Raw genomic sequence first — 21,422 nt, 5'->3', positions numbered from 1 at the left:
TTATGGTAATGCAGTATAATATTGGTATGTTTTTTAAAACATTCTAATCATACTCCTTATTAATAGATAGTAGAGAGTTTGGAACAGGGGGAGGGGTACACACATGACATTTAAGCAAAAAAATTTAGTGGGTTTTGGCTCAATACTAGTGATTATAATTATATTGATGGTCATAATTGACGGTAGATTGAGCAGCTCTAGAGAAGATTTACTTGAAATAGTGGATGATCGCTACCAAAAGGTTAGTTATATTAATGATATTCAAAGAAATTTTGCGGAATCGGAGCGTACTCTTAATTTATTGGGACAGGATTCGCGTACTCCAAGTAAAGAAGAATTGAGCGCAGCCTCTGAAACAATAGATCAAAATCATATATATATCGAAGACCGTTTTAGAAAATTAGAAAGCATTGCTAATACGGAAAAAGGCGAGGCCTTGTTGGCGGAGTTCCGTGCATCATATGAGAACTATACAAAGCTAGAAACACAATTAATCACTGATATGCAAAAAGGGGTATCAAACTATGATGTCGTAAGGGCAGAAAAAGATAAAGCAAGTGATAATGTACTTGCTGTCATTGCAAATTTCGTTGATTTTCAAGAAAACCTTATGGATGACGCACTGGTGCGTGCCGACGGTAAATATGAACAAATGCAGACTATTATTATCAGTTCTCTAATTGTTACAATTGTTCTAACGTTATTTTTGGCTTATTGGGTAATCATGACCTCTTCACGGGAATTAAATAGAATTACAAAGGTGATCACTAATGTCGACCTAAGTGATACCACGACTATGCCGAGGATTGAAGTAAAAGTAGAGGATGAAATTGGCCGAATTGCATCTGCTTTTAATAGGATGTCAGCTTCATTGGAGACATTTAGTAGAAACGAAAAAGAATATACTCGGGAAATTGAGAATCAAAGCTGGGTGCAAACACAAGTTGCCGAAGTTGCGGAGATGTATCAGGGTATCTTTAAAGTTGGACAGCTTGCAGATGAATTCATTAATAAAATTACTCCAATCATGGGAGCAGAACTGGGTGCTTTTTATTTAAAAAGTGAAACTGAGGATGACCATTTTTATAAGGCTGCCTCTTATGGTGACGGAGGACGTGATGGATTTAGTTTTGGAGAAGGCGTAATCGGCCAGGCGGTTGCTAATAAAGAAGTTGTATTACTTGATGATGTTCCGGGAGATTATAAACTTATTACAACAGGGCTTGGAGAAATTAAACCGAAATCTATTGTCATTGCTCCAGTATTATACGAGAATAAAGTTATTGCTGTTTTGGAATTTGCAAGTATTAAAGGCTTTACTGATTTAGAATTAAAAACGATTAATCATATGCTTGATAATCTTGGTATGGCTATTAAGAGTGTACTGAGCCGGATGGAAGTGGAACAATTACTAAATGAATCACAGGCGATGACAGAAGAATTACAGGTTCAGGCAGAAGAATTACAAACACAATCTGAAGAACTTCAGATGCAATCAGAAGAATTACGTATGATTAATGAACAATTAGAAGAACGCAATCAGGAAGCAGAGCAGAAATCGAAGGAACTTGAGATTTCTAAAGAGGAGCTTGAGGTTAAAAATGAACAGCTCCTTCAAAGTTCAAAATACAAATCTGAGTTTCTTGCGAATATGTCTCATGAATTGAGAACGCCTCTGAATAGTATTTTAATATTATCTGAAATGCTGGCCGATAAAGAGCCTGGTGAATATACAGAGGATGAAAGAGAATTTGCAAAAGTGATCCATACATCAGGTAATGATTTAATGGCACTCATTAATGATATTTTGGATTTATCTAAAATTGAGGCTGGTAAGCTGGAAGTCTTCTTTAATGAAACCAATGTTTGTGAAGTTATTGAGAGCTTAGAACGAGTCTTTTCTCCTCAGGCAGAACAAAAAGGTCTGGAACTGGTTATTGGAAAAGAAGATGACCTGCCTTCCATTTTTTATACGGATGAACAAAGAATGCAACAAATACTAAAGAATTTATTATCCAACGCTGTGAAGTTTACGGAAAAAGGTTCGGTTACTATGAAGATGGAAAAAGTGAGAAATACTCGAGAGAAAGAACTTCTTGATGGTATTACGGAAACCGACTTCTGGATGAAAATTGTTGTAACCGATACAGGTCCTGGTATTGCAGATGATAAACAACAAATTATTTTTGAGGCCTTCCAGCAAGCAGATGGAGCAACAGCCCGTAAGTATGGCGGAACTGGATTAGGATTATCGATTTGCCGAGAATTTACAAAGTTACTTGGCGGATATGTAACTCTAGAAAGTGAAGAGGGCAAGGGAAGTACATTTACTGTGTATTTGCCGAATCTGCCGGATGGAATGACTAATAAGAACAGTAAAGTGAACGATGACATTATTCATTTGCCAATTGCCAATGATGTTATGGAGCAAATTGCTGTTCAAAAAGAAGTAATAGATCCTGAGGAAGAAGAATTATTAATTTTGGATGTCTTTAATGGGAAAAAGGTATTAATCACGGATGATGACCATCGTAATATATTTGCTCTACAAAAAGCCCTGGAAAGTAAAGGTGTTCAAATCATTGTTGCCCAAAATGGAATCGAATGTCTTGAAATCATTAAGGAGCAAGATGATTTAGATATGATTCTTATGGACATTATGATGCCTGAACTCGATGGTTATGATACGATGAGACATATACGTGCAAATCCTGAATTTACATCGATTCCTATCATTGCATTAACAGCTAAAGCAATGAAGGGAGATCGAGAAAAATGTTTGGAAGCTGGTGCAACAGACTATATCAGCAAACCAATCAATTTAGAACAGCTATATTCAGTGATGTCTGTTTGGTTAACGAAATAGGAAGAAGGGAGCTGCTTAGTGTTGGGGTATCCATCATCTATAGAAGAACGCGAGAATTTAGAAATTGATTTATTGCTAGAGGCAATCTACCGGATGACAGGGTACGATTTCCGTGGTTATATGCGTTCATCAATTGCTCGCCGCATAAAAAATCGACTTAATAAGGATCACCTGACAACTGTTTCCGAGCTTCTAGTACGAGTGATTCATGAAGAAGGGTATGTAAATAATCTTCTGAGTGACTTTTCGATTAATGTTACAGACATGTTTAGAGATCCAGATTTCTTTTATGCTTTTCGGAAGAAGATTGTTCCTAGATTGAAGGACCTCCCAGAAATACGGATATGGCATGCGGGATGTTCGACCGGTGAGGAAGTATATTCGATGGCAATCCTGTTGGAAGAAGAGGGATTGGCTGATAAAACAAAGATTTATGCGACGGATATGAATGAAAAAGTTATTGAAAAAGCTCGCCAAGGGGCATTTCCCTTAAAAAGAATGCAATCTTACACGAAGAATTATTTGCAGGCTGGTGGATTGGATGCTTTTTCTAAATATTATAAGACCGATATGCAATATGCGTATTTTCGCCCATCCTTATCAAGAAATATAGTTTTTGCCCAGCATAATTTAGTGACGGATGGATCATTTAATGAATTTCATGTGATTATTTGTAGAAATGTTATCATATACTTCACATTGGAATTGCAAGCAAAAGTATTCCAACTATTTGATGAAAGTCTAAGTCCTGGCGGCTTTTTGGGGCTTGGTAACAAAGAATCCCTAAAGATCATGGAGTTGGCTGATACGTATATGGAACTAGATATTAATCAGCGGCTTTATAGGAAAAAATTATATTCATAATAGGATTTATAAAAGGAAAAGGAGATCTTCAAACTGTTCTGACACAGGTTTTTTAGTGTCAGTTAGGGTTTAAGGTCTCCTTTTTATTTATAGTTAAGAGAGAGATTAAGAAAAATGGATTGATTTTATATGGTCTAGATTTAGGTATACCGCATCACCATTAGCCACTAATAATTCCAGTATGCCTTGATTGATATTTGATAATAATCCTATTTTTAAAGGATTGCCGCCACCGTCAAAAACGATTAGTTTGCCTACTTCCCTTTTTAATTGATCCCCGAGAGAACGGAGTAAAGGTAGATTAGAAGGATTAACAGGTAATTTCTCCGAGCTGAGGTTGAATGGTGTGATATTTTGATGATATGGTGACAGCCATTTTAAATGAGATAGAGATATGAACATTTGTTTGAAAACAGGAGAATAAAAGACAAAGTAATCATTCAATACATTCGTAATATATCCATGAAATGTTAAATTCCCAGTAACATAAATTTCAACAAAAGTGCCTTTTGCATAGGTCAACGTTTTACGATAAGAAATAGACTCCATATCATCCACAATAGATGAGTTTGTTGGTTGGGTAACATGCTCTTTAGGTTCTTTGTTTTTATTGAAGCTATGAATATGCAAAAGCGGGATATAGAAATATTGTTCCCCGTTGAACAAGACAATAATATCAGGCCCTATATCAGTTAATATTCCATTAAATAACGTATTACCCGACAAATGAACAGTGACCTGTTCCCCAATTAAATCCTGAATGGAAGCCAAAATCATTCCCCCCTTAATATAAAAAGCTGAGACGACTGTTCAGGCCCGACAAGCATAAGACGAATACTCGGAGGGAGACGTCCTTCCCTCCCGCAGAGTATTTGCTTATGACTCGAGGGACTAGGAGTCGAAGCTAGATTAAATAAAAAGCTGAAGGGCCTTGGTCAGCCGCGACAAGCATAAGAGGAGGTGCGTAGGGAGAGTGTTCTATTTTCCCGCAGCAGCTACACTTATGTCTCGAGCGGTTAGGCCCTGAAGCTAGATTGAGTAAAAAGCTGAAACTAATGAACAAAGACTAAGAACGCCACGTCGTGTGGCAACGTCTTTGTGACCACCCTCCTGTTGGCCTCCAACAAGCATAAGACGAATACTCGGAGGGAGACGCCCTTCCCTCCCGCAGAGTATTTGCTTATGACTCGAGGGACTAGGAGTCGAAGCTAGATTGGATAAAAAGCTGAAACGGCTTGCCCAGAAGCGAGGAGCATAAGACAGGGGCACGGAAGGAGGCGCTCTACCTCCTGTAGCGGCCATGCTTATGTCCTGAGCTTCTAGCCGTTGAAGCTAGATTGAGTAAAAAGCCGAAACTAATGAACAAAGACTAAGAACGCCACATCGTGTGGCAACGTCTTTGTGACCAACCTCCTGTTTGCCCGCGACAAGCATAAGAGGGTGCCGTAGGGAGAGTGTTCTATTCTCCCGCAGCAGCTACACTTATGTCTCGAGCGGTTAGGCCCTGAAGCTAGATTAGATAAAAAGCTGAAACGGCTTGCCCAGAAGCGAGGAGCATAAGACAGGGGCACGGAAGGAGGCGCTCTACCTCCTGTAGAGGCCATGCTTATGTCCTGAGCTTCTAGCCGTTGAAGCTAGATTGAGTAAAAAAGCCGAAACTAATGAACAAAGACTAAGAACGCCACATCGTGTGGCAACATCTTTGTGACCAACCTCCTGTTGGCCTCCTGAGCAAGCTAGTTTAATCAAATAAAAACCAGTTGGATCCAATAATAGAGAAGAAGTAACGTTACAACTGTAGTAATTGGAATAACTAATACGGAGAAGCTTAAATATTTTTTCCAACTGATTTCAATTTTGTTTTGTCTTAAAATATGCATCCAAATAAGGGAAGCGAGAGTTCCGATTGGCAGTAGAAGTGAGCCGATGTCACTCCCAATTATATTGGCAAGATAGACTGTTTTTAATGTAATCGGATCTAATTGCATTTCCGTTAATGTGATGGTTCCAATCATTAAAGCAGGATGATTATTAAAGAAATTGGACATTATCGTCACTAAGCCACCCATTATGAACGTTGCATTTAATAAACCTTGATTAACAATGGGCTGACATAGCTGAACGAGTAGTTCTGTTAACCCAGCATTGTGCAATCCATAGATTAGGATATACATAGAAAAGGCAAATAAGAAAATATGCCAAGGTGTCTTTTTTAAAATATCCATTGGATTTTTTTGTAAATAGTACCATCTCCATATTAATAAAAGTAAGGATCCCAATACGGCAATCAATTCAATGGGGATTGAAAAATAAGAGGCGACAAAGAGCAGGCAGCGCACAATAAAAACAAATAATAATACTTTTAACATGAATTGTGTTCGTTTTTTCTTTGTATCTACAGATATACCTGTTTTCAGTGGATGGAAGTTTTTTGTGAAAAATATAATTTCTATATCATATGACATGGGAGGTAATTTTATTGGTAATGTTTGCTTTATACAAAAGAACATTAAAATGGACATAAAGACTAATCCAAGAGAGGCAGGAACAAACATCATTGCCGTTTGTGTATAAAGAGACATATCGACAATCTGTAATGAGATTAAGTTTACTATGTTGCTGACTCCGATAGGAGTGCTGGCTGCAGTAGCAATGAATGCACCGCTTATTAGATAAGGAATGAACTGATGCGGTTTCAGACGTAAGTTTTTCAATAATAAAATCAATATAGGAGTTGTGATTAATATACTGCCATCATTATTGAATAACAATGTCATTAAAAAACATAATAGTTGAATATACCAATATAAACGGTATCCGGAGCCTTTGGCGATTTTGCCCAACCTGGCTGCTGCCCAATGAAAGAAACCAAAACTTTCTAAAATGACCGCCATTACAAGTGTAGATATAATGGTGATAGAAGCACCGCTTATTTTTTGAAGGATGTCCAAAATGTCATCAAATGAGACATAACCAAATAAAATAATGAGGATTGCTCCAATTGTTGCTGGTATTGATTCATTTACTCCTTTTGGTCTCCATAAAATCATAAACATAGTCATTGCGAATACCAGTATAGTCAATCCGATTTCAAAAGTCATAACTGCCCTCCTTTATACTGGTTACTCATAGTTTCCCTTCGATGGTAATCTTCTATATCCATATTCAAATGAATTATATTGGATAGAGTAATTTGTCCATTCTTAATGGAATATACCTTTGTCCATATATGATATTTGTACCTATAAGATACGTGCCTGTGTACCTTATGATTTTGAAAAAAGGCTGTTTTGGCATTTGAAAACGGTGTAATTCCTTTTTGTATGGATTAGTCCTGAACACCAGAAGATTTAATGATTTACCATAATGATAAGAGGATTAATGCTTTTTTTGTTGAATTCCTTATTGTAGAAAAGGGGAAGGTTGTCGGAAGAGTGATATTTAACTTGTGTTCAATAATCGGGATTTAACGGAGTAAGAATCTAAAATGAATTGAGATGATTTTGCAACTACGGCAAAGTTACATTAAATTTAATATATGCTATGTTTTTAAATGCATTTTAAAAAATAAGAGGTGAAATTTTATGAGTTGGAAACTTAAAAAATTTAATGAGTTAACAAATATTGAACTATATAATCTTTTAAAAGAAAGAACTTTAGTTTTTGTGGTGGAACAAAATTGTCCTTATCTTGAAGTTGATGGTAAAGATCCTTTTTCATATCATCTTTTTAAGGAAGACAATGGAGAAATTGTTGCATATTTAAGAATTGTTCCTGCAGGTGTTTCTTATCAAGAAGCTTCTATTGGAAGAGTCTTTGTAAAGAAAGAATACAGAGGACAAGGAATTGCAGGGGAACTTTTAAAGAAAGGACTAGATTTTATCCAAAATGAACTAAAAGAAACAAAGGTTAAAATTCAAGCCCAAGATTATTTAAGAAAATTCTATACTTCCTTTGGTTTTCAAGCTGTATCCGATACATATTTAGATGATAATATCCCTCACGTCGATATGATTTTATAAAGACAACACACTCGTCATTATAGGCTAGGGATTGAAGTTATATTAAGGTGTAGAAGAGATTGAAAAAGATTACACTTCAACAAACAGAGGTATTGATCCAAGAGGGATTAATGCCTTTTTGTGTTGAATTTCTTATTGAGGGGCTGGTTAGTGAATAACGGTTTGGCTATTATTTTATCTTATTGAAAATATGATGCTAATATAAAACAAGTAGAACAATTAATTAATAGAGGTGTATTAATGAAGTTAGGTGAGTTTGCAATTGGACAGGTGTTCGAAACTAAATCATTTAAATTATCTACAGAGGATATTATGAAATTTGCTGCAGAGTTTGACCCTCAATATATGCATTTGGATGAGGAAAAAGCAAATCAGGGAAGGTTTAATGGAATCATTGCTTCTGGTATACATACGTTAGCCATTTCATTTAAATTGTGGGTTGAACAAGGCATATATGGTGATGATGTCATTGCTGGAACCCAGATGAATAATATAAAATTTATAAAGCCCGTTTATCCCAATGATGAATTACATACCATTGTTGAGGTTATTGACATGGAAGCGAAGAAAAATGAAACGGGAATTCTTACAGTATTGTTAACTACTTTCAATGATAAAAAAGAAAAAGTTTTTGAGGGTGAATTGTCCGTATTAATAAAACGATAAATGATATTGAAAGAAAATAACTATTTTTTAATAACTATATTCTCGTACTTATGATAGATTAAGGGTTGTTTTTAATACTTTGTGAATATATGTACTTTAACAAACTGGGGCTTTACTTAAATAACGAATACAGCCACCTACTTTCTAAAGGTAGCTGTATTCACAGCTCAGAAAAATAGTATTGCTGGCAACAATTCTTACGAAAAACAGCCAAAAAAAGATAAAGAACAGATTCCATTAGAATCTGTTCTTTATCTTTTTAGAAAAGTTGATTTTTATCCTCTTACAAGGATGACGCACATATCATCATGTTGATTTGCCTGTTTTTCCTCCGGAAGGATAACATTTAATGGAGCTGCTGCTTCTTTTTCTGACCAATGATACTTTCCTATTTCTCGCAAATGCGCTAAGGCTTTAGCTTCATCATTATCAATAGCTTCCGCCACTCCGTCAGTAAAAATTAATGCCTGAAAGCTATCAGTATAAGGAATAGTTATTTTATTTATATGCATTTCTTCGAAAAATCCGATAGCTGTATTTCGCTGTCCCATTTCGATTAAGTCTTTTCCATCGATATAAAGGTAGCCCGGTGGATGGCCGGCATTGACATATTCAATCGTTTTTGATTTCGTATCTACCAATAAATAAATACCTGTTAAGTAATAGGATGTTAATTTTGTTTTTTCCTCTAGTAAAGTCATACAGCGATTTAATTCGAGAATGACTTTTTCTGGATCAACCACATTCCGTACCGCTTCACGAAGGATAGAGGAGATATACATACATACTAATGATGCAGGTATGCCATGTCCCATCATATCAAACATAAATATGGCATAACGGTCCTGATCAATCTGCTGCCAATAATACATATCACCTGCGAGATTAGAGGATGGCTTATAGGACCTCGTTATTTTGATTTGATCATTTAAAATGGGTTCACTTAACAAGCTTCTCTGCACCTTTGTGGCAAGATCAAGCTCATAGCTTATTTTTTCATCCTGATTTTTATGCCAATCTTTCTCCTCTTTTAAGCGGAGAGCAGCACGTATACGAGCCAACAGCTCTACCTTATTAATCGGCTTCATTAGATAATCTGATCCGCCAGCATCCAGTGCTTCAGCGAGTTTATGGGTATCACCTAATGCGGTCACAAAGATAACGGGTATATCTTTATATTCCTCCGTTGCAGTGATTCGCCTGCAGGCTTCGATTCCATCTATCTCTGGCATCATGATATCTAAAAGAATTAAATTAAATGAGCTTCTTCCGTGATTTTTACTTAAATCTTCTTCTAAAATATGAATCATTTCATTTGCGGATTTAGCCAGCTTAATATTCCTGTATCCTGCCTTCTTTAAGATGGTCTCAATCACAAATAAATTCACCTTGTTATCATCTACCACAAGTATTGACATACTTTCTTTCACCCATCTTCTAAAATACTAAATCTTATATTAATAATGGTATGTCACTTTTACTGAAAATACAAATAGTTGAAACTAGGGGTAAATAGTTAGGTTATTACACTAGTAAAAATAATAAATTAAGGTCTGTAATAAAAGATTACATAGTAAAAAGGACTTATCATCAATGGATAGGATTCTATTCAAAAATAATTAAGTTACCGGAGTTAATTTATTGTTTTTTTTCAGTAGACCCATTAATCCTGCTATCAGCAAAAGTATTCCCGGAAGTATATAGAAAGCCGAAGTGCAGATAAATCCACCAATAGCTGCAAAAAGCATAAAGGAGCCTCCTAATTTAGGCTTGCTTTTAACAACAACTGATCCAATGATCGCAAGAATAGAGAATAGAACAGCTAACCATCCAAGATTGATGATTGCACTTTCACCTGTTTCGTTGAGGACAGAATCTAAACCGCCAACAAATAATGCTATACCAGCTGCAAAAATTCCAAAAATGCCACCAAGTAAACCAAGGACAAATTCAGTAGTTCTGCTCATTTTGAATACCTCCTTTTTATTTCATTTATACCTGTTTACTAATATAATGAAATATTATTTCAAAGAATTAAATTGTTGATTATTTATGGATACTGAAAACTCCGTTAAACAATAAAACGTAATAAATCAGTTTGTATGCTCATAACTTGAAAGGAAAATGAATTTTAAAAAGGATGGTGTAGCTATGACTGAGCAAAATCGGCCTGAAAAATCGCATATGAAATCTTATACACCTTTTCACAGTCGATTTGATCCGTGCAGACCAATTGGTAAGAAGTATTACTCTACTCCTCCTAATTTATTTCTCGGATTTCAACCGCCTAACCTGCCTCAATTTTCACCAAAGGAGGCATTATTCAAGGGCACACTTTGGCCAGTATTTTATGACTTTTATGAAAACCCTTATGAACATAAGAGGAGGGATTCTCAGTGAAGCCCCAATTACCTGATGAATATTATCAGTTATTAGAGGAAATCCAGGCAGTCGACTTTGCTTTAGTGGAGCTAACCCTTTACTTAGATACTCATCCAAATGATTTAGAAGCCATGCAGCAATTTAACGAACACTCTCATCAGAGCAGGCAGCTTAAACAGCAGTTCGAAAAGAAATTCGGCCCACTTCAACAATTTGGTAATAGTTATACAGATGCCAATTGGAGTTGGGGAACTACTCCATGGCCGTGGCAAATATAAAAGATGAGGTGATATCAGAATGTGGTTTTACGAAAAGAAATTACAATACCCTGTTAGAGTCAGTACCTGTAATCCGACTTTAGCCAAATATTTAATTGAACAATATGGAGGGGCGGATGGGGAGTTAGCGGCCGCTCTTAGATACCTGAATCAACGGTATACCATTCCTGATAAGGTTGTAGGTTTGTTAAATGATATTGGCACAGAGGAATTCGCTCATTTGGAAATGATTGCCACTATGATATATAAACTCACAAAAGATGCTACTCCAGAGCAGATGAGAGACGCTGGCTTAGCAGACCACTATGTTGATCATGATTCTGCTCTTTTTTACCATAATGCAGCAGGTGTACCATTTACAACTGCATACATTCAGACAAAGGGAGATCCTATCGCAGATTTATATGAAGATATTGCCGCTGAGGAAAAAGCAAGGGCTACCTACCAATGGATTATCAATATGTCAGATGATCCAGATTTAAATGATGGCTTACGATTTTTAAGAGAAAGAGAAATCGTTCATTCTCAGCGATTCCGTGAGGCAGTACAAATTATTACAGATGACAGGGAAAAGAAGAAGATATTTTAAACCATTTATCATTAATAAAAAAACCTGTGTTGGCTGAACAACACAGGTTTTTCTTTAGGCCAACAGGATGTTGGTCACAAAGACGTTCCACAAGACGTGGCGATTTTAGTCTTCGTTCATTAATCGAGCCGTTTCAGCTTTTTATTCAATCTAGCTTCAGGGCCTAGGAGTTCGGGACATAAGCATAGCCTCTGCGGGGGAGGAACGTCCCCTGCGAGCCTCTGTCTTATGCTCCTCACGGGCCAACAGAATGTTGGTCATGAAGACGTTGCCATAGGACGTGGCGATTTTAGTCTTCGTTCATTAATTGAGGCCCTTCAGCTTTTTAGTCAATCCAGCTTCGACTCCTAGTCCCTCGAGTCATAAGGATAGCCACTACGGGAGGGGAAAACATCCTCCCTGCGTGCCTCTCCTTATGCTTTTCGGAGGCCAACAGGATGTTGGTCACAAAGACGTTGCCACAGGATGTGGCGTTCTTAGTCTTTGTTCATTAATACAGTCACCTCAGCTTTTTAGTGAAATCTAGCTTCAGGGCCTAGGAGCTCGAGTCATAAGTGTAGCTGCTTCGGGAGAGAAAAGCGCTCTCCCTCCGCACCTCCTCTTATGCTTGTCGCTCCTGAGCAAGGCCCTTCAGCTTTTTAGTGGGCATGGCCCCAGATCATGGTTAGGATGGTTCCGAAGATGACTGCGTGTGCAACGAATAGAGCATAGATAATGTTTAGATAGATTGTTCTTTTTTCTTTAGATTCATTAACATGCATGAATAAAAAGAGTTGTACAGCTGTTTGAATAATGGCGGTTATGGATAGGATCACCATTCCGGCCGTAAAGGATATATCATAAAAGGCTACGGATAGCGCAATGATGGTTAGAATCAATGATATGACATAACCTAAAACATGTTTAAGTGGAAATAGTTGTTTTATCATCCTATATCAACTCCTTCAAATAAACGAAGCTAAAGATGAGAATCCAGATTACGTCAAGGAAATGCCAATATAGGGAAAAGATAAAAGATTTATTGGCTGTTTCTGCTGTAAATCCTTCTCGTATGACTTGAATGAGTATACATAATCCCCAGAATAACCCGAATGTTACGTGGGCTCCATGCGTACCGAGCAGCATGAATAAGCTTGATAAAAATCCGCTTGTTTGCATGGTTGCGCCTTCTTCGATATAGGTCATAAATTCAAAAATCTCTACACCTAGGAAGACAAGACCAAGCAGCATGGTAATAATAAAAAATGTAATCATCGGTTTTTTCAATTTAAGTCTCATACTATGAATAGCTAGCCCGCAAGTAAAGCTACTTGTTAAAAGGACAATCGTTTCAATAATGACGCCTTTAATTTCAAAAATCTCTTTTGCTGTAGGACCATCGCCCGTACCATTAAAGAGTGTATAATAGGTTGCGAATAACATAGAAAACAATGCAATCTCAGCTCCAAGGAATAACCAGAAACCAAAGATTCTTAACTGATTTTGTTCTGTACTGTATTCCAGTGGAAGGGAAGAATCTATCTTCATAGTTTTTCACCTCGCAGTACTTTTTCAGTTCCTTCTATTTCCTCTACAGAAATATAATAGCCAGGATCTCGTTCAAAGGATTTAGCAGCCATCGTGATAAATACACCAATCCCAAATATAATAGCTGGAATCCACCAACTGAATACTAAGCAAAAACCAGAGAGAAAGAAGAATATGCCCATAATCGCTGGTTTTCCTGTATTGCTTGGCATGTGGATAGGCTGTATTTCATCTTCGTAAAGCGGTTCATTATTAATTTTGGAATACCATAAAGGATCGGCATCCTTAACGTTTGGCATAACCGCGAAATTATAGAATGGTGCCGGACTTGGAATTGACCATTCCAATGTACGTGCATCCCATGGATCCGCATGTTTGTCACGAGGACTTTTGAATGCACTATAAATAATATTATAGATAATCAATCCAAAGCCGATTGCTAAGCCTATGGCTCCGATACTTGCTGTTAAATTCAGTGGACCATAGCCTGTAGCTTCAGAATAGGTATACATCCGACGCGCCATACCATCCAGACCTAAATAGAATAGAGGCAGGAATGTTACATTAAAGAATATCGCAATCAGCCAAAAACTAATTTTTCCGATTTTTTCATTTAAGCGGAAACCGAAAACTTTCGGGAACCAATAATAAGTACCTGCAATCATTCCAAAAACAGTTCCCGGAATTAATACATAATGGAAATGGGCAACTAGGAACATTGTATTATGGTACTGGTAATCCGCACTTGACATTGCGAGCATAACGCCCGTTACACCACCGATTGTAAAAATCGGTATAAAGGCCAGCGAGAATAGCATGGCTGTAGGGAATACAATTTTCCCTTTTCGTAGAGTAAACAGCCAGTTGAAAATCTTAATACCGGTTGGTACAGAAATAGCCATCGTAGCAATCGCAAATATACTATTAACCGTTGCATTGTGGCCCATTGTATAGAAGTGATGGGTCCATACAAGGAATGATAGCAATGAGATGGCAATCATACTATATACCATTGATTTATAGCCGTATAGGTTTTTACGTGCGAAAGTAGAAATGACATCGCTGAAAATACCGAAAGCAGGCAATATAACGATGTATACTTCAGGATGTCCCCAAATCCAAAAGTTGTTTGCCCAAAGCATATCCATACCGCCATTGGTGGTTGTGAAAAATTGTGTTCCGAAAAGTCGGTCAAACATCATTTGTGCAAGTGACACCGTAAATGTCGGGAATGCAAACAAAATAATGATACATGTGATTAATGCAGACCAAGTGAACATTGGCATTTTCCAAATAGACATACCCGGAGCTCTCATTTTGATAATGGTTACGATAAAATTAATGCCCGTCATCAATGTACCAAGACCGGATAATTGAAGAGCAATTGCATAATAATTGTGTCCGACAGTCGGACTGAATTCATTACTTGCCAAAGGGAAGTAGGCACTCCAACCTGCATCTGGAGATCCGCCAATAACAAACGATAGATTGTAAAGCATAGCTCCGACAAAGAATAACCAAAAGCTGATAGCGTTGAGTGCCGGAAAGGCAACGTCACGAGCTCCAATTTGTAAAGGAACAACGATATTCATGACTCCCAATACAAATGGCATAGCCATAAAAAGAATCATAATAACTCCGTGAGTAGAGAAAACTTCATTGTAATGCTGTGACTCCAGGAATGTCATATTTGGAGTTGCAAGCTGCAAACGCAGCATTAATGCGTCAACGCCACCGCGAAATAACATAAGGAACGCAGCAAGGATATACATGATCCCAATACGTTTGTGGTCTACTGTAGTTAACCATTCACGCCACAGCCATCCATATCTTTTGGTATAGGTCAGATAGATAATGATTGCCAACATGGCAACAACAATGCTAACCATAGCACCATAGATAAGCGGATCGCCTGTAACAAAGAATTCATCCCATTTCATGGTCTAATCCCCTTTCCTGATTTATTCATGATTATGTTCGTTCGTTTCTGTATCTGTTCCATCTGTAGCATCATCATTGCTTTCATGGAATGGCCATACAGGAGCCGGACTGAAATCAAGGTGTGTGGAAGAGTAGGTGGCTCTGCCCATTACTTCCATATCAAGCAGTTTGTTAAATTCCTTCTCAGTTAAAGGTTCGGCAGTTTTTTGGACCTCATCTACCCAGCTATCAAATTCTTTTGGAGACATGGCTAATGTTTCGAACTCCATTTGTGCAAAGCCTTCTCCACTAAAGTTGGCGTTTCTTCCAAAATAGGAACCTGGTTCGTCTGCAACGATTCGTAATGTAGTTACCATATCGCTCATTGCGTATTTTTGACCTGCCAGCTGGGGAACCCAAAAGCTAGTGATTGGTCCAAAAGAATATAAGCGAAATTCAATCTCCTGATCGGTTGGAATGTTGACATAATTGACTGTTTCGATTCCTTCCTCGGGATAGCTGAAATGCCATTTCCAGTTGGAAGAAGATGCATAAATCACCAAAGGTTCTTCGTCTTCATATCCAGCTGGTGTACTTTCCACCTTAAAAGTGGTGATGACCGTAACAACTGAAAGTACGACTACTATAACGATAGGAATGGCAGTCCATATAATTTCAAGCCACTTATTTCCTTTTTCATATGGTGGTACATAGTCTACTGGCTGTTTGGATGCTCGATATTTCACAATCATATAGATAAAAAGAGCATAAACAACCACTAAAATAACAGCCATCACGATCATTGAAAAAATAATCGTATCGGATTGAATTTTTGCTTGTGGCCCTTTTGGATTCAGTACCATTAAAGGGTTACAACCTGCCAGTGCGAATAAAGCAGCAAAAGACATACCGAATAAAGTCCATTTCTTCTTCATGATAGTCTCCTTTCTTGAAAATTATTTATATTATATAAATAAAGTATTATACTATTATGATAAAATTTAAAATAATGAAAATTCAACTGATAACCCTCGTTTTTAATAAGTTTTTATATGAATTTTTGATATGAAATAAAAGTTATATAGAATATTATATTTTTTTGATATAGTGATGGGGAAGAGAGGGTTAAAAGGGAGGTTTTGGCCTTAGAGTGTTTAAGTGAATGCTGATTCCGATAAAGAATAAATGGGTAAATATAAAAAGAACAAAAAAATAAGCTACCAATCGGGAATCGGTAGCTCGGATAATTGAGTCAATTATTTAGTTTCCGGTGTCCATTGCTTACGGACTTGTTCATAGGCTAACTGTCTGATTTCTGATTCATCAGTGTCTCTTGGTGCAAGGACATTTGTTTGATAGTTTTTCCCCATGAAATCTATTAATACTGTAACATTTACCATATAAATCTACTCCTTTTGTTCGTTTAATCAATAGTTAATAGACGCATTAAATGCATCATTTTTGTTCATCTAAAATTGGTTTTCCAAGGTTTTAGAGTAAAAGTGAAGTGATGTTTTTCTAATGGACGGTATGTTGTTGAGAGGATGAATGTACTATTCCCGTTTTTTGAAAAATATAAACTTAGCAATTGGCAATTGGAATAAATTGAGAGGTTAAAGGAATTATATAATAAAATTGGCAATAATTCCATATGTTTTTTGTTTATAAATAAAAATAAAAATAAAAAAATTGGAGGGATTTTTTTGTCTGTATTGTTATTTGATCTCGATGGTACATTAGTTGAGACAACGAGATTAAGTATACCTATTATTCAAGCGGAAATCAAGAATTATCCACACCTAAAGGTCCCTAATCCTAAAAAGATTCAATCTGCGTTTGGTTTACCTCATAAAGAGTTTTGGGAGCTTTTAACACCTGATGCCACCGAACAGGAAGTAAGAATGATTTCTGAGCGTTCGGAGAAAGAATTACTGGAAAGCTTAAAAACTGAAAATGTACTGCTTCCCTATGCCAGAGAAGTGTTAACTGAACTAAAAAGAAGAGGGCATATTTTATCAACAGCAAGTAATTGTTCAACTGCATATTTAAATGAAATACTAAATTCACAGCAAATTAAAGACTTATTTTATGAGCCTTTGTGTATTGAAAGGGTCGGCGGCCGTAAGAAAAAGGATATTTTGTTAGCGCACTTTCAACATTTAAATAAATCTGATGCTTTTATGATAGGAGATCGTTCGTCTGACATTGAGGCGGCAAAAGCGCATCATGTACCAGCTATAGCTTGTCACTTTGGATATGCTGAGGATGGTGAACTGGAGGATGCGGATTACCATATTTATTGTTTGAAAGATTTATTAGAGATATTCAACTAAACATTTATAAATAAAGGGCAGTTTATGACAATACAATTTGCAGTATACATTCGATACGAAAAGCTTAAGAAACTTTAAGCTTTTCGTATATTTAAAATCATAATAATTCTTGAATCATTTCAATCCTGTTTCCAAATGGATCTCTAAATTCAAATCGTTCAAAGCCTGGGATAGGTATACCCTTTATTAATTGAATATTTTGTTCATGTAACACCTGTTCCCAATATGATAAATCCTCGACTTGATAGGCTATATGGGCCTTTGTTTTTAATCGGTCAATTTCATCTTCCGTACCTATATGTACTTCCTGATCTCCGACCGATACCCAAAATCCGCCGCGTCCCTTTAGTGAATCAGGCTTTTCTTTTTCAACCAGACCGAGAATCCCACAATAAAAATGTTTCCCTTCTTTTTCATACCCTTTTGGAATGGTTATCTGAGCATGATGTAATCCCAAAATCATCAAATCGTCCCCCTTTAAAAATAAACTGTTCATCTTTCATTTTATATCTTCAATTACGAGCTTGGTAATTCGGAGTCATTATCGTGTTTGATAAGCTTTACTTCATGTTTTATAGTTCTTGCCTTCTTAATCTAAACATAATAAAAACGCACTGAAATTCATGGGTGAGAATTCAAATGCGTTTCATAGTTAATTTAATATGAGCTTTTTTCATTTATTCGAGATTAATTTTGCCACAGGTGTACTTTTCCATAATCTTTTTGCAGAAGGGAGAATACCTTTTGCCTGATTTATTGGATAATTAATAGCGCTTTTTTTATATTCAACATCACTCATGATTGCTTGTTGCTTTGCTGTTAAACGATCTGTTTCATGTTTAATGCTATCCGTTTGTTGTTGTATTCGTGTAACGGTAGCCTGTATCTCATTAATAGTTGGTGATGATTCTTTGAATGTTCGAAAAGCATATATACCGAGATATACGATTGATCCAACAATAATAGCTAAACTAATCCAAACGATGATCATGCGAAGTCCTCCTTTAAAATTCCTTATCATAACTATATCTTACCCATTATTGAGTGTTAAGTAACAAAGAAAAAAGGATTAATAAGTGCTTAAGCGGGTATTGAACCCATATATTAACTTTTAAGAGAGGGGATGAAGAGAATGGATAAAAAAGTAATTGGTGTTTATGATAATGGGCAGGATGCTGTACGGGAAGTGGAAAGATTACAGAAGCTAGGGTATCAAAAAGAAGATATTTCCGTAGTGGTGAAGGACAAAGAAAAGGCTGATAAAATCACATCTAAGACTCATACAAATGTTGACAGTGGTCTTGCAGCAGGGGCAACTACAGGTGGAATCTTGGGAGGATTAACAGGATTATTGGCAGGTATCGGTGCACTGATAATCCCAGGTATTGGGCCAATTGTTGCAGCAGGGCCGATTGCTACAACATTGGGAGGAATTGCAGCCGGCGCTGGAGCTGGCGGATTGACCGGTGCGCTGGTTGGATTGGGTATTCCTAAAGATAGAGCTGATCAATATGCTAATGATGTAGAAAAGGGAAAGATTCTTATATTAGTCGACTCCGAATCCCAAAAGAAATATGCAGCTCGTGATACGTATGAAAGATCAGATGATCCATTAGTGGAAGCACAGCGCGAAGTGAAAGTCACAATAAACCCTGCCACAGGTGGAGATCCCAATTTAAGAGGAAAAGATAGTTATAAATAATACATCTATAAGTTGAAGTCATCGATTCCTTGATGGCTTCTTTCTTTTTATGCATTGAAAAACGAACCAAGCATCTGCCTGATTCGTTTTAAAATAATTTTGAAATGTAAGTAACAACTTCTCATTTATTAGTATTCGTTTATGTGTGTGATGTAAATTGCCGCGGTTATCTATTCCACTTGGACGTTTTTACTTAGACGATATAAGCCCTACCTCTCTTATATCCTTACGGCTCCGAAGCCGTTCCAGTGTGAATAAGTGTTCCGAAAAACATAAATTGCAGAATGCCATATTTATTTACATATCTATGTGTAAGTCACTACTTTAAAATTATATCTTCTAAGTATATACTTTAGAATTTCATTTGTCAAATATGTTTTTTACAGAACGACGTCCGAAGATAACCACGATACTTGTTTAACCGCTATTTCTCATATACCCAAATAAAAATGATAAAAAACCTGTAGGTTATCTTACTTAGGTAGAAATTGTTCAAAGGAAACACGCATAGGATAGGTCATAAGGAAAAATGGGGAGGTTACATAATTGAGACAACAATTGATGAATGATTTAGTGAAACAAACCCAAAGGGCTATTAATGGAGAGTACAGTGCTATACAGTGTTATGAAAAATTAGCCCGACTAGCACCAACGGAAGATGAACGGCAGCAAATATTTGAAATCAGAGATGATGAGATTAAACATTTTAAACAACTGGTACTACTATATACAGGCATAACAGGGAGAGATCCAAAGCCAAAACAGACAGAACCTTGTGAGGATGATTATTTACGGGGGCTTGAAGCGGCTTTAAAAGATGAGCAGCGTACCGTGGATTTTTATCTTTCAGTTGCGGACGGAACCATTAATTTAGCGGCAAAGAAGTTGTTTAATCGTGCAGCTAAGGATGAACAACAGCATGCAGTATGGTTTCTTTATTATTTTATGAAGAATAAATGAAAAGGGCTAAATTGGAATTAGAGCACATAATTTGAAAATGTCCTGAATAAGAGTCCTCCTATTCGGGAATAAGGTAACTGTACTAAACTGAATGGGAGGATGAAATATGAAAGCAGTCACATACCAAGGGGCCAAAAAAATTGAGGTAAAAGAGGTTGAAGATCCGAAGCTTGAAAAAAATGATGATATAATCGTCAGAATCACTTCTACGGCCATCTGTGGATCAGATCTTCATATCTATCAAGGGAACATGCCGATTAGAGAAGGATATATAATTGGACATGAACCAATGGGAATCGTAGAAGAAGTCGGTCCTGAGGTGACAAAGGTCAAAAAAGGCGACCGGGTAGTTATCCCTTTCAATGTATCCTGCGGTCAATGTTATTACTGTCAGCATGAGATGGAAAGTCAATGTGATCATACCGAATCCAATCCACATCAGGATACAGGCGGATATTTTGGATATACAGAGCGATATGGGAATCATCCCGGCGGACAAGCAGAATATTTAAAGGTTCCATTTGCGAACTATATGCCGTTTGTCATACCGGAATCCTGTGAATTAGAGGATGAGTCATTATTATTTATGTCTGATGTTTTGCCTACAGCCCTTTGGAGCGTGGAGCATGCGGGAGTAAAACCGGATGATACCGTGGTAGTACTTGGCTGTGGACCAATTGGTTTAATGGCACAAAAATTTGCATACATGGCTGGTGCTAAAAGGGTTATAGCTGTTGATCACTTAGATTATCGATTAAAACAAGCTGAGAAAATGAATAAAGTAGAGACGATTAACCTTAATAATTATGATGATACAGGGAGCTATATAAAAGAAATCACACAGGGTGGAGCTGATGTGGTCATCGATTGTGTTGGTATGGATGGCAAAAAATCAGCTATTGAAAAAATTGAGCAAAAGTTAAAATTGCAGGGAGGAACGCTAAGTGCTATTCAAATTGCCACGAAGGCGATAAGGAAATTTGGTACTTTGCAGCTTACCGGTGTTTACGGATCTGTTTATAATATGTTCCCATTAGAGAAATTTTTCTCACGCAATATTACAATGAAGATGGGACAGGCTCCTGTTGTTCATTACATGCCTCGATTATATAAAATGATTGAAGAAGGAAAGCTCGACCCTACAGAAATTGTAACTCATAAATTACCACTTTTGGACGCAGCGAAAGGGTATTCGCTATTTAATGAGCATGAAGATAATTGTACGAAGGTTATATTGAAACCATAACTAAGATAAATGAAAGCATTCCTCCAGCAGTAGTAGGAATGCTTTTTTAATTAGGTTTTTAAGGTAT

Annotated in this window: 22 protein-coding genes; 11 read left to right on the top strand and 11 right to left on the bottom strand. The window is 36.9% G+C overall.

Annotated features, from left to right (window positions below; all coding sequences use genetic code 11):
* Positions 1–103: 103 nt before the first annotated feature.
* Both AC4D4A_RS16555 and AC4D4A_RS16550 read left to right on the top strand, forming a co-directional pair.
* Entirely contained in the window at positions 104–2,866 is a 2,763-nt protein-coding gene (locus tag AC4D4A_RS16555) for an ATP-binding protein (RefSeq protein ID WP_490996892.1), read from the top strand.
* Positions 2,867–2,887: 21 nt separating this feature from the next.
* The gene (locus AC4D4A_RS16550) at positions 2,888–3,730 is read left to right on the top strand and encodes a CheR family methyltransferase (RefSeq protein WP_257469175.1); all 843 of its coding nucleotides are present in this window, start codon (positions 2,888–2,890) and stop codon (positions 3,728–3,730) included.
* A 105-nt stretch (positions 3,731–3,835) separates the two neighbouring features.
* Here AC4D4A_RS16550 and AC4D4A_RS16545 read toward each other — a convergent pair whose 3' ends face one another.
* Together AC4D4A_RS16545 and AC4D4A_RS16540 are read right to left on the bottom strand one after the other, a co-directional pair.
* Complete coding sequence (locus AC4D4A_RS16545) at positions 3,836–4,507, bottom strand: DUF2642 domain-containing protein (protein WP_490996891.1); 672 nt, start codon at positions 4,505–4,507, stop codon at positions 3,836–3,838.
* 968 nt (positions 4,508–5,475) lie between these two features.
* Positions 5,476–6,831 carry an arsenic transporter gene (locus AC4D4A_RS16540; RefSeq protein WP_490996890.1) on the bottom strand — a complete coding sequence of 452 codons (1,356 nt, stop codon included), beginning with the start codon at positions 6,829–6,831 and terminating at the stop codon, positions 5,476–5,478.
* A 483-nt stretch (positions 6,832–7,314) separates the two neighbouring features.
* On the opposite strand from AC4D4A_RS16540, the gene AC4D4A_RS16535 reads away from it, so the two are divergent.
* Together AC4D4A_RS16535 and AC4D4A_RS16530 are read left to right on the top strand one after the other, a co-directional pair.
* Complete coding sequence (locus tag AC4D4A_RS16535) at positions 7,315–7,752, top strand: GNAT family N-acetyltransferase (RefSeq protein WP_490996889.1); 438 nt, start codon at positions 7,315–7,317, stop codon at positions 7,750–7,752.
* Positions 7,753–7,992: 240 nt separating this feature from the next.
* Positions 7,993–8,418 carry a MaoC family dehydratase gene (locus AC4D4A_RS16530; RefSeq protein ID WP_490996888.1) on the top strand — a complete coding sequence of 142 codons (426 nt, stop codon included), beginning with the start codon at positions 7,993–7,995 and terminating at the stop codon, positions 8,416–8,418.
* A gap of 275 nt (positions 8,419–8,693) precedes the next feature.
* On the opposite strand, the gene AC4D4A_RS16525 is transcribed toward AC4D4A_RS16530, so the two are convergent.
* Together AC4D4A_RS16525 and AC4D4A_RS16520 are read right to left on the bottom strand one after the other, a co-directional pair.
* Entirely contained in the window at positions 8,694–9,836 is a 1,143-nt protein-coding gene (locus AC4D4A_RS16525; protein WP_490996887.1) for a SpoIIE family protein phosphatase, read from the bottom strand.
* 201 nt (positions 9,837–10,037) lie between these two features.
* A complete protein-coding gene (locus AC4D4A_RS16520; RefSeq protein ID WP_490996886.1) occupies positions 10,038–10,385 on the bottom strand; it encodes a DUF4064 domain-containing protein in 348 nt (115 codons plus the stop codon).
* 184 nt (positions 10,386–10,569) lie between these two features.
* On the opposite strand from AC4D4A_RS16520, the gene AC4D4A_RS16515 reads away from it, so the two are divergent.
* The 3 genes from AC4D4A_RS16515 to AC4D4A_RS16505 are packed head-to-tail and all read left to right on the top strand — an operon-like array spanning position 10,570 to position 11,667.
* Positions 10,570–10,818 carry a spore coat associated protein CotJA gene (locus tag AC4D4A_RS16515; RefSeq protein WP_066107980.1) on the top strand — a complete coding sequence of 83 codons (249 nt, stop codon included), beginning with the start codon at positions 10,570–10,572 and terminating at the stop codon, positions 10,816–10,818.
* Entirely contained in the window at positions 10,815–11,078 is a 264-nt protein-coding gene (locus AC4D4A_RS16510) for a spore coat protein CotJB (RefSeq protein WP_490996885.1), read from the top strand. Before AC4D4A_RS16515 ends, AC4D4A_RS16510 begins: the two co-directional genes overlap by 4 nt.
* 19 nt (positions 11,079–11,097) lie before the next feature.
* A complete protein-coding gene (locus AC4D4A_RS16505; RefSeq protein WP_066107973.1) occupies positions 11,098–11,667 on the top strand; it encodes a manganese catalase family protein in 570 nt (189 codons plus the stop codon).
* Positions 11,668–12,305: 638 nt separating this feature from the next.
* Here the strand turns inward: AC4D4A_RS16505 and qoxD are convergent.
* From qoxD to AC4D4A_RS16480, 5 genes are all read right to left on the bottom strand, one after another.
* A complete protein-coding gene (gene qoxD, locus AC4D4A_RS16500) occupies positions 12,306–12,593 on the bottom strand; it encodes a cytochrome aa3 quinol oxidase subunit IV (RefSeq protein WP_066108542.1) in 288 nt (95 codons plus the stop codon).
* Between the two features lie 4 nt (positions 12,594–12,597).
* The gene (gene qoxC / locus AC4D4A_RS16495; protein WP_490996884.1) at positions 12,598–13,194 is read right to left on the bottom strand and encodes a cytochrome aa3 quinol oxidase subunit III; all 597 of its coding nucleotides are present in this window, start codon (positions 13,192–13,194) and stop codon (positions 12,598–12,600) included.
* Positions 13,191–15,134: a cytochrome aa3 quinol oxidase subunit I gene (gene qoxB, locus AC4D4A_RS16490; RefSeq protein ID WP_490996883.1), complete on the bottom strand. Its 1,944-nt coding sequence runs from the start codon at positions 15,132–15,134 to the stop codon at positions 13,191–13,193. The genes qoxC and qoxB overlap by 4 nt, the downstream gene beginning before the upstream one ends.
* Before the next feature lie 21 nt (positions 15,135–15,155).
* Positions 15,156–16,049, bottom strand: a complete 894-nt coding sequence (gene qoxA, locus AC4D4A_RS16485; protein WP_490996882.1) for a cytochrome aa3 quinol oxidase subunit II — start codon at positions 16,047–16,049, stop codon at positions 15,156–15,158.
* A gap of 321 nt (positions 16,050–16,370) precedes the next feature.
* On the bottom strand, positions 16,371–16,514 hold the full coding sequence (locus AC4D4A_RS16480; protein WP_066107964.1) for a BA3454 family stress response protein: 144 nt from the start codon (positions 16,512–16,514) through the stop codon (positions 16,371–16,373).
* A gap of 303 nt (positions 16,515–16,817) precedes the next feature.
* On the opposite strand from AC4D4A_RS16480, the gene AC4D4A_RS16475 reads away from it, so the two are divergent.
* Complete coding sequence (locus AC4D4A_RS16475; protein ID WP_180350013.1) at positions 16,818–17,447, top strand: HAD family hydrolase; 630 nt, start codon at positions 16,818–16,820, stop codon at positions 17,445–17,447.
* A gap of 97 nt (positions 17,448–17,544) precedes the next feature.
* Here the strand turns inward: AC4D4A_RS16475 and AC4D4A_RS16470 are convergent, their stop codons facing one another.
* Complete coding sequence (locus tag AC4D4A_RS16470; protein ID WP_490996881.1) at positions 17,545–17,910, bottom strand: VOC family protein; 366 nt, start codon at positions 17,908–17,910, stop codon at positions 17,545–17,547.
* Positions 17,911–18,120: 210 nt separating this feature from the next.
* Positions 18,121–18,438 (bottom strand): DUF948 domain-containing protein, encoded by a 318-nt coding sequence (locus tag AC4D4A_RS16465; RefSeq protein ID WP_490996880.1) that lies wholly within the window; start codon positions 18,436–18,438, stop codon positions 18,121–18,123.
* 141 nt (positions 18,439–18,579) lie between these two features.
* Between AC4D4A_RS16465 and AC4D4A_RS16460 the strand changes: the two genes are divergently transcribed.
* The 3 genes from AC4D4A_RS16460 (at position 18,580) to AC4D4A_RS16450 (ending at position 21,355) form a co-directional block, all read left to right on the top strand.
* Positions 18,580–19,149, top strand: a complete 570-nt coding sequence (locus AC4D4A_RS16460) for a general stress protein (protein WP_490996879.1) — start codon at positions 18,580–18,582, stop codon at positions 19,147–19,149.
* A gap of 561 nt (positions 19,150–19,710) precedes the next feature.
* Complete coding sequence (locus tag AC4D4A_RS16455; protein WP_490996923.1) at positions 19,711–20,109, top strand: ferritin-like domain-containing protein; 399 nt, start codon at positions 19,711–19,713, stop codon at positions 20,107–20,109.
* Between the two features lie 106 nt (positions 20,110–20,215).
* On the top strand, positions 20,216–21,355 hold the full coding sequence (locus AC4D4A_RS16450) for a zinc-dependent alcohol dehydrogenase (RefSeq protein ID WP_490996878.1): 1,140 nt from the start codon (positions 20,216–20,218) through the stop codon (positions 21,353–21,355).
* Positions 21,356–21,422: the final 67 nt, after the last annotated feature.

This window comes from Pradoshia sp. Z5_111, from assembly GCF_058267535.1.
The sequence above is the reverse complement of the archived record's forward strand: the minus strand, read 5'-3'. Positions and strand labels throughout refer to the sequence as shown.